The 10,000-nt window shown below is 57.9% G+C and carries 6 protein-coding genes; 2 read left to right on the plus strand and 4 right to left on the minus strand.

The genetic code is table 11. The annotated features are described in order from the left end of the window. Positions 1–179: 179 nt before the first annotated feature. The 4 genes from LDL37_RS15275 to LDL37_RS15290 all read right to left on the minus strand — a co-directional run bounded on the left by LDL37_RS15275 (position 180) and on the right by LDL37_RS15290 (position 4,359). Entirely contained in the window at positions 180–989 is an 810-nt protein-coding gene (locus tag LDL37_RS15275; protein ID WP_290799675.1) for an ABC transporter ATP-binding protein, read from the minus strand. 11 nt (positions 990–1,000) lie between these two features. Continuing rightward, positions 1,001–1,888, minus strand: coding sequence for a nitrate ABC transporter permease (ntrB, locus tag LDL37_RS15280; RefSeq protein WP_290799676.1), 888 nt, complete (start codon positions 1,886–1,888; stop codon positions 1,001–1,003). Positions 1,889–1,964: 76 nt separating this feature from the next. Beyond that, on the minus strand, positions 1,965–3,215 hold the full coding sequence (locus LDL37_RS15285) for a CmpA/NrtA family ABC transporter substrate-binding protein (RefSeq protein WP_290799677.1): 1,251 nt from the start codon (positions 3,213–3,215) through the stop codon (positions 1,965–1,967). A 13-nt stretch (positions 3,216–3,228) separates the two neighbouring features. Beyond that, positions 3,229–4,359, minus strand: a complete 1,131-nt coding sequence (locus tag LDL37_RS15290) for an alginate export family protein (RefSeq protein WP_290799678.1) — start codon at positions 4,357–4,359, stop codon at positions 3,229–3,231. Positions 4,360–4,871: 512 nt separating this feature from the next. Between LDL37_RS15290 and LDL37_RS15295 the strand changes: the two genes are divergently transcribed. Next, positions 4,872–7,031, plus strand: a complete 2,160-nt coding sequence (locus LDL37_RS15295) for a CHAT domain-containing protein (protein WP_290799679.1) — start codon at positions 4,872–4,874, stop codon at positions 7,029–7,031. A gap of 106 nt (positions 7,032–7,137) precedes the next feature. Further along, positions 7,138–10,000, plus strand: a 2,863-nt coding sequence (locus LDL37_RS15300; RefSeq protein ID WP_290799680.1) for a filamentous hemagglutinin N-terminal domain-containing protein, incomplete at its 3' end; no start/stop codon positions are given.

Below are 10,000 nucleotides of genomic sequence, written 5' to 3' on the forward strand. Positions count from 1 at the left end.
TCCATTCGAGGATTTCTCATGTCACTGACACATATGAGAAATCCTCGTTTCTTCAACGGCCGGATGCGGTCAGCATCTTCGGCCGTTGGTATGAGACAGGCCCAAACGCAAAAAAAAACGCCGCCCGATCTTTGCGGGCGGCGTTTTTTTCATGGACGACTGTCTCAGGGCTGATTGTTTCAGGCCGGTTCGGCCAGCGGGACGGGTGCGTGATCGTGAGCTTCGAGGAAGCTGACGATGCGACGGCGGCATTCGACAAACTGCGCATCCTGCATCACCACCTTACGGTCCCGCGGGCGGGGCGTCTTCACGTCCACGATCTCCCCGATGCGCGCCTTCGGGCCATTGGTCATCATCACCACACGATCGGCCAGCAGAACGGCTTCATCCACATCATGTGTGATCATCAGCACGGTTGAGCGGATGCGTTCGTGCAGTTCCATCACAGTATCCTGAAGGTGGGCGCGGGTGAGGGCGTCGAGCGCGCCAAAGGGCTCATCCAGCAGCAATACCTTGGGTTCCATGGCCAGGGCGCGGGCGATGCCGACGCGCTGCTTCATACCGCCTGAGATTTCGCCGGGACGTTTATCCTTCGCGTGGGTCATCTTGACCAGTTCCAGATTGTGCAGCGTGCGGTCGTGGAGCTGTTTCAGGTTTTCCCTGGCACCGTAGAGCTTGGCGACGGCCAGACGCACGTTCTCATAGACGGTCATCCACGGCAGAAGCGAATGGTTCTGAAACACTACGGCGCGTTCGGGGCCGGGGCCTTTGATCTCTTTGTTGTCGAGCAGGGCGGCCCCCAGCGTCACGGGCACAAGGCCCGCGACCACGTTCAGCAGGGTGGACTTGCCGCAACCGGAATGGCCGATGATCGACAGGAATTCGCCCTTATTGACGCTGAGCGAAACGTTGTCGAGCACCTGCGAGATGACGCCATCGCGCTCGAAATCGACATAGATGTTTTCAAGGGAAAGAAGCGGGTTGGACATGAGGTAACCTTTTAATCCGCAGTGGTGCCGCGCGAGACGTACTGACCCACAAGGGCCACCAGACGGTCGAGCACAAAGCCGACCAGACCGACCCAGACGAGGGCCACGATGATGTCGGACATGCGCGACGAGTTGTACTGATCCCAGATAAAGAAGCCGATGCCGACGCCGCCGAGCAGCATTTCAGACGCGACTATGGCCAGCCAGCTCATGCCGACCCCGATGCGCAGGCCTGTGAAAATGTGCGGTGTGGCGGCGGGCAGCATGATCTTGAAGAAGTATTCGGCGGGCGTCAGGCGTAACACCTTGGCGACATTGACATAGTCCTGCGGGATATTGCGCACGCCGACCATGGTGTTGATCACGATGGGCCAGATGGAGGTGATAAAGATGACGAACAGGGCCGACGGCTGGGCTTCGCGCAGGGCGGCCAGCGAGATAGGCAACCAGGCCAGCGGCGGCACGGTGCGTAGGACCTGAATGATCGGATCGGTCCCCTTGCGCGCCCAATCAACCGTGCCGAGAAAGGCGCCCAGAAGGACACCGCACACGGCGGCCAGTCCAAAGCCTATACCCACGCGCGACAGGGAGGTCAGGACATGCCAGAACAGGCCCTTGTCCACGCCGCCCCGGTCATAGAAGGGATCAAAGATCAACTCCTGCGCTTCCATCAGGACCATGGAAGGCGAGGGCAGACCACCCGGAAAGGCGGTCCCCAGCGCTTCCCACATCAGGAGCAAGGCGCTCACCGTGAGCAGAGGCATCAGGTAGTTCCCGGCCTTGTCAGCCAGCTTTCGCCGCCTGGAGGCCGCTATCTGTTTGGCCTGCGCCGCCGCCAGAAGGATCTGGTTATGCTCGGCGACCGGGTCTGTGGAGACATCAGTCTGAGGGGAGGTCATTTTGTGAACTTCAAAGGGCATGGAAACCTCAATGTCCCTCTCCCCCGAAGGAGAGAGGGTTGGGGAGGGGCTTAAATCAGGCCAGCTTCTTGACGGGCTGGCTGGCGAGGTAGGCGCTGGGGTTGGTCCAGTCGAAGGTCTTGCCATCGAAGAAGCGCTCGACACCGCGGGAATCCGCCGGGGCCGGGATGCCATACTGTTTGGCCACTTCGCGCCACAGGTCGGAGCGGTTGACCTTGTTGACCAGCGCCTTGGTATCCACGTCGTTGTCGATAATGCCCCAACGCTTGTTTTCGGTGACGAACCAGGTGTCATGCGACTTGAACGGGAATCCGGCATTGTCGGCCCAGAACTTCATCAGATGCGCTGAGCCGGAGACATTACGGCCATCGCCGTAATTGATCTTGCCCTGAAGGCGCGGCAGGATGTCGTTGATCGGTACGTTGATATACTGACGCCCGGCGGTGATGGCGCACATGGCGGGGCGGTTCTTGTCGCACCATTGCTGGGCTTCCATGACCGCCGCGATCAGGGCCTTGGCCGCATTCGGGTACTTATCGACCCAGTCGGCACGCATCCCCAGCGCCTTTTCCGGATGGTTCATCCAGATTTCGGAGGTGGTGGTGGCGGTATAGCCGATCTTCTGATTGACGAGCTGACCGTTCCACGGTTCACCGACGCAGAAGACGTCCTGCGTCCCGGCCTTCATATTGGCCACCATCTGCGGGGGCGGGATGACGATGGTGGAGACATCCGTATCCGGATTGATCCCGGCGGCCGCCAGCCAGTAGCGCACCCAAAGATCATGCGTGCCGCCGCGATAGGTCATGGCCACCTTGGCCAGATTGCCGGCGGCCTTCATCTGGGCAAACTTGGCCCTGGCACCGGCGGCGTTCAGCCCGACCTGCACGTTTTTCAGATCGTTGCCGACGCTGATACCCTGACCATTGGTGTTGAGCCGCGCCAGAATATACATCGGCGTCTTGCGCGCCCCGACGCCGAGGGTGAACTGATAGGGCATGGGGCTGAGGATATGCGCCCCGTCGATGCCGCCGCCCTGTGAGCCCAGCACGATATTGTCGCGGGTGGCCCCCCATGAGGCCTGTTTCAAAACTTCGACATTGGGCAGGCCGTATTTGGCAAACAGGCCCTTCTCTTTGGCGATGATGAGGGGGGAGGCATCGGTCAGGGCAATAAAGCCCAGCTTGGCACCGGAAACCTCCGGCCCCTTACCGGCGGCAAAGGCCCCGGAGGGGAAAAGCCCTTTGGCGGCGGCGACGGTGGCGGCAGCCCCGATCAGGGCCTGACGGCGGGAAAAGGTGGTCATATCAGTCGGTCCCTTAAAGTTTGTATTCGAAGCCGACCCACACCTTGGTGCGCGAGGCGGGCATGAGGGTGTTGGCGCGCTCAAAGTCGGCATATTTCAGCAACAGCGACAGGTTCTTGGTCAGGCCGGAGGCAAACTGCGCGTCGAACTCCGTGCCGATCGACTGGCTGAGGCGCTCCGTCTCAAAATCGTGGTAGGCGAGCGTCAGGGTCGGGTTCTTGATCAGCGGGAAGGACGGATGGGTGTAGCCCGCCACCGTCAGGGTGTAGCTGAGGTTCTTGAACCCGTTGGCCATGGTCTTGTTGCCATTGAAGGCCAGCGCATCGGACCAGCCATTGAAGGCGTGCGCCGTAGCCAGCGGCGTAATAAAGCCGCGCGTGCCGTCGCCCTCAAAGGTCTCGTAACCGACCTTGAAAGTGTACATGTCCCAGGTCACTGCCCCGTCGATATTGGAAGCGGACAGTTCGAAATCGGCCGGGTTATAGCCATAGTCGGTCTGCTTGGCGTAATAGCCGGAATAGGCCAGCTTGAAGGATGATACCCAGGCCGAACCTGACGCCTTGAGGCCTATGGTATTGGTCGAGTTCGCCTTGGCATTCTCAAAATCGAGCGCGTAATCAAAGGCCTGAAGCTTCAGGGCTTCATTGATCGGCAGGGTGACATTCAGCAGGTGGCTGTCAGAATCCCAGTCAGCGCTTTCGCCCAGGATACGGTTGACCTGAAACACATAGGCGTAGGTGACGGCCAGCTTGCCCACCGTGGTATCAACGCGCAGGGCATCGAAGGTCTGTTCGTCCTGACGCCAGCCGACATTGCCGATGAAGCGTGCATCGTCGAGGATGAGGCGCTGACGACCGGCGGTGACGGTGGTGAAGCTCGACGGCGTCCACACCACCTGCGCGCGGTTCAGTTCGGTCACGGTCGGGTCATTGACCGCCGGATATTGCGTCTTGCCATTGGTCGTCGAGTTATAGTCGTCATCCAGAGCGCGGACGTCTTCGAATTCCACGAGGAGTTTCAGGTTCTTCCAGTCCGCCGATTGAAAGCCGATGCGATTGCGCAGGGTCAGGGCCGATCCCTTTTTCAGCCCCGCCTGATCGACGCCTTCGTAGCGCAGGCGGCTTTCCAGCAGGGGCTTGCCCATGGCCAGCGCCTCGCTAAACGTCTCCTGAGCGAAAGCCGGGGCACACACCCCGCTTAAAAATGTTGCGCCGCACAAAATTAAGGGCGCACTTTTCCGACGCAGCTTTAGATGGGCCACGGTCATATCCCCTGAAAAGAGCAAAAAAAAACGCCCCAGACTAAACCGCAGGTTCCCCTTGTGCGGTAATGGTCTGAGACGTCGTTGTCCGGTGATGAGCGAAGCCTTCTGTGGCCCCGCCGTGTGTTATCCGCCTTTGGATAACAACGTGAGCGTCATATAACATTCACGAGGCGTCAATCTTTTTTTTCGCATACGCGTAAAATTTATCAAAGACGCCATCGTGTGAGATAGTTTGGCCACAAGGGAACACGCCAAATCGCCGGGCTCTGGTGTTGCTGCGCTGCAACTGGGCAATTTTTTCCCAATACAGCGTTATTTCGGCTGTTTTCCTAAATTGCAAGTTGTGCTCTTACTGGCGCGTCCGATTATGATTGGCATGGCTGGGGGGCGGAATGGGCTGGCATTATCTTTCTATAGCTGTTGTCCTGATCTGCCTTGCAGTGTCGGGTAATGTACACGCCAGCGACCTCAGGGAGGCGACCACGCGTCTCGATGAGGGGCGCTATGATGAAGCGCTGAAAGCCTATCTGGATGCGGCATCTGAGGGTCAGCCAACAGCTGTGAGAGCCGAGGCCGAAGGCGGTGCGGGGCTTGTCTATTTCCTGACCGGACGCATATCTGAGGCCGAGAAGGCCTTCAGGAAAAGCCTCGGGCAAGCCGAAGCGGCCGGGCGTCGCGACCTGGCGGCACGCAGTGCCATGAACCTGATACAGGTGCGGCTGCGACAGAATAACCGGTCATCGGTCTTGCCGTGGGTGAGCGGTATTGCTGTTCAGAGCCCTGAGAGGGCAGACCCTGACAGTTTAGACTGGGCAGAGTCCGCTGTTCGATATGCCAGTAAGGAACAACGGGTTGATCTGGAGGTGAAGGCCCGTGTCCTTTATGCCCGCACGGCTATCGGTGCAGAATACAGGGCTCGCGTTCTGCGGGAATTGACTACGGCTCTGGAGCGGGCATCCGGGCCAGAACCTTATGCCGAGGGGTGGCTTCTGATTGCCGATGCGGCGATCAACCGCGCCTACGCCGAACGCAGCGATGCCTATGATCAGGTCGCTTATCGGGCGTTGACCAGGGTTACTGACAAAGACGATGGGGCAATTCGAGCACGTTCGATGGCCCTGCTGGGCAGGTTGTACGCGCGTGCCGGCCGGTTGGACACGGCGCTGTCCCTGACCGGGGAAGCGGAACTGCTGGCGACCCAGGCGCGTGATGAAGCCGGTCAGTTGGAATATAGCTTGCAAAAAGCGGTCTTGCTGCAAAAGGGGACGCATCCTGCGGATGCGGACCTTGCCTATGTGCGTGTGGTGTCACTTGTACAGGCCCTGCGCCCGTCGGTCGCGCAACTGTCTGATCTGGAGCAGCGGGCCTATCTGCACGCCCTGATGCTTCAGGCGCTGGAAAGCCGTGTCGCCTATCTTCTGACGACCGGCGATCAGGACCAGAAGCGTCTGCGCGAAGCGCGATATACGCTGGAACTGGGTCGTCTGGTGGACCTTGAAAAATACTTCGCAGATGTCTGTATCCGCTTCGGTATATCGGAGGTCAGGGATATTGAAGAACTCGATCCGCAAGCGGCGGTTCTTTACCCGATCCTGCTTGAGGATCGGCTGGTTGTTCTCGCCAGTGCCGTTAATCCGTCCAGCAAGACCGTACAGATCCAGCGTTTCGAGCGCCGGGTAAGCCGCCATGAGGTCGTAGCTCAGGCGCACGCCTTGTCAGAGACCATCCGGGATCGCGGCTCAGACCTGCCGGCGGCGCGCGCGCTCTACGATTACATCGTCAGGGACGCTGTGCACGCCCTGAAATTCCAACAGGTTCGGACGCTTGTTTTTTCCCCCAATCAGGAATTGCGGAATGTGCCGTGGGCGGCACTGCACGATGGCAGGGCATACACGATAGAAACCTATGCGGTTTCAACGACCCTGGGATTGAGTTTGATCAATCCGGAGCCGGTAAACCGCAAATCTCCACGTCTGGTGATGGCAGGACTGAAGGCCGGGGATGAAAACGTCAGTACGCTGGAGGGCATCGATCAGGAGTTTGAAACACTTGAGACCCTGCTGCCCGTTCGTCCCTTGCGCGAAGACACATTCACCAGCGCCAACCTGAAGAAAGCCGTAGAGGAAGAAAACCCTACTGTGCTGCATATTGCTTCGCACGCCTTCTTTTCGCCCTATGCCGCCGAAAACTACATCCGCGCCTATGACTCACGTATCTCCTTGACTGAATTAAGGGCTTTGGTCGCTCCGGTCAGCGGAACCGCTCTGGATATGCTGGTCTTGTCCGCTTGTGATACGGCGCACGGAGAGCCCGATGCGGTGCTCGGCATGGCTGGTTCGGCCTACCAGGCGGGGGCTCGCTCTGTGGTGGGTGGCCTGTGGCCCGTCGATGACAAGACAACGCCTGTGGTTATGCGTGATTTCTACACGGGGATTTACAAAAACCAGATGAGCAAGGCCGAGGCCCTGCGTCAGGCCCAGCTCAACCGACTGCGTGCAGGCGAGGCGCCCTATCTTTGGGCACCGTACATTCTGCTCGGTAACTGGATGTAAGAGGGGGAAGATGATGTCTGTTTCCGGCATGTCAAAGTTCAGGACGCGGTTGCTTTTGTCGGCGGGGGCGTGGGTCATCCTGTCGGGCGCCTCTGTGGCGCAATCCGTGCCGACCAGCAGCATCGCCACAGATGGCAGCGTTGGTCCTGCAGCCAACCTGTCAGGGCCAAACTATGTGGTTTCGCAGGGCTTGGGACAGACAAATGCCTCCGGCACAACGGTTTTGCACAGCTTCAGCCAGTTCAATCTGTTAACCGGCGAAAGCGTGAATTTCACGGGCTCCTCAACGCTTACGGCCATTATTGCCCGTGTGACCGGCGGTACGCGGTCCGATATCAATGGCACGATTACCAGCAGCGCGCCCAACGCCTCCCTCTATCTGCTGAACCCGAACGGCTTTTTGTTTGGGCCTAGTTCAGTGATCAACGTGCCGGGAAGCCTGTATGTCTCGACGGCGCAGCGCCTGAATTTTGCCGATCAGAGCTTCATCACCATGACGGCCTCTCCCGTTGGCAGTCTGAGTTCGGCCCCCATTGCCTCGTTTGGCTTTTTGTCCGGAGACCCAGTCAATGGGGTTGGTGGTGGAGATATTGTCATCACCGGCAATAACCAGACCTTCCCAAACCTTACTAACGTCAATGGCGATGTCAGCTTTCTGGCCGCGAATATCAGCGTCACGGATCGCGTCATACTGGCCAATCGGAACGCCGCGTCGCAATTGCGGCTCGGGGCCGTAGGGACGTCAAGCGGTGATGTCGGATTAAACGGACGTGTCGCGCTGTTTGGTGGAAATCTCCTTCTTGATGGGTTCAGGAACAATAATGCGGCCTATGCCGCAGTAGCTGATCTTTATCTGTCCGGTGGCACAATTCAGTTGCGCAATGGTACGGCCGTTAGTGACGCCGCGACCGCGGATACCCTTTGGCTTTTTACTCCGACCTCAGGTCAGACGAATTCCATTGATATCTCAGGAGGGGCGTTTCAGGCCTATTCATCGGGGATATCGAGGACAGTAGCAGGCAACATTACAAATGCGACCCCCGGACAGATTACGGTCAATCTGACGGGCAATTTAGATCTTTCAAGAAGTTACTTTTTTGCGGCGTCATGGCCGGGGCGTGCGGGCGATGTCATCATCCGTGCGGCCAATATGTCGCTTGATCAAAGTTATATCAATACCATGGCGGGTACTTACGATGGAGGTACGATACGCCTTGATCTGAGTGGCAACCTATCCCTGACCAATTCCAGTCGCCTGGTCGCGCATGCACCGGTGGCCAGCGCCGTTAACAACTATCAAAACACCTATAACCCTGCGGCTCCCGGCAATGCCGGTTCGATTGTTGTGAATGCAGGCGGACAAATTTCGCTTACAAATGGGTCCTATATAAGTGTGTCATCGGACGTGGCGAGCGGTACGGTACCTCGTTTAACCGGCAGTGCGCCCTATATGAGTGCGTTATCGAACATGGCAGCGGGTGACGCTCCAACGGGGCGGGCCGGTTCTGTCACGCTCAATGCGGCCTCTCTCTTGATGACCGGAAGCGACATCAGTTTTGGGGCCCGGGGCGGACAACGCGCAGGCGGGACGCTCTCGATTACCACGACCGGAAATATTGATCTGACGGGCACATCAACGGCCACCAATACCAATTTCAACACGACCTTCGCCACTCTGGACGGGCGATCAGGCACGGGTACAGGTGGGACTCTGACTATCAATGCGGGTGGTCAGATCAATCTGACCAATGCGTCGATCAATGTCAGTAATCTTTCGGGCGGTAACGGAGGCATTATTAATATCCGAGCCGCCGGATTAGCGGTTTCGAATAGTGGCTTTGCATTTCGCAGCCAAGGGGATTTCGCAGGCTCCGGCGGCTTAATGACGCTCGATACCATCGGAGATGTCACCTTTACAGGCTCTGGTCCTGCTTCAGGAGAAGTATATCAGGCTCTTGATGGGTCTGGGTGGTCAATAGAACGTACTAGCGGACTTGGCGGTAGTCTCCGGTTCAATATCGGCGGCAACCTGAGCTTTTTCGATACAGAAATGGATATGGGGGGAGGCTTAGTCGGCGGGAATGCCATTTTTAATGTCGGCCAAACATATACAAACCGCTCGTCGTCTCTCTTCAATGAAGGTGGTAACATTTCCATAACCGCCAATCGTATTGATTTGCTGGCGAGTGGTTTCACGAGATTGAGTAATAGCGATTTTCTTGCGTCCGGCGGTCAGATAGTTTTGCAAGCGCCCATAATTAATATCGGAATGGACCGTGATCTTCAGATCGATGACGGAGTTATGATTGACGGTGGTTCAGGTAGTCGTATCATATTGAGAGCGAACACTCTCAATCTTGGATCTGGCACGTTTATTCGCAGTGATTTTAGTACTAGACCAGCTAATGGTGTTGAATCGGTCAAAAACAGCGGTAGCATAGAGCTTTATGCTAGTACCTTGAATATTGCACCAGGGGCTATTATACAGTCGGTCGCCCCTGAAGGCCGTGCCGGAGATATCACCATCGGTGCCACGGTGCTGAACATGACCGGCGGCAGTGTATCCACGCGCGGTCAGTCGGGCGGCATCATCCGGGTCGGGGTGGATGAGCAGATGTGGTTGCGGGGCGGCAGTATAAGCTCCACGATCGCCCAGTCTGCCAATGGCACCGATGGAAATGTTTATATCGGTGTGACGCTCACTGAACCGCAGTTTGCCAGTGGCGCCTGCGACACCGTCTGTCAGGCTTATTGGCCTTTCTCGACGGAATGGACGCCCGGTACGCGGTCCGGTATTCCCACCCGCTACGACTACAGCGCGGCCGATCTGAGGGCGGCCAATGCCGTTGGCCAGGTGATCTTCGGTTTTGGCGGCGGGCCATCCCCCGAACAACTCGCTTTGCCTTCGCAAGAGGTCGCGGGCGCAGAAACCAGCTCGCCACCCGTTTATATGAGTGCGTTCGATCGTA

Origin of the sequence: Asticcacaulis sp., from assembly GCF_020217185.1 — a bacterium.
Lineage (GTDB): Bacteria > Pseudomonadota > Alphaproteobacteria > Caulobacterales > Caulobacteraceae > Asticcacaulis.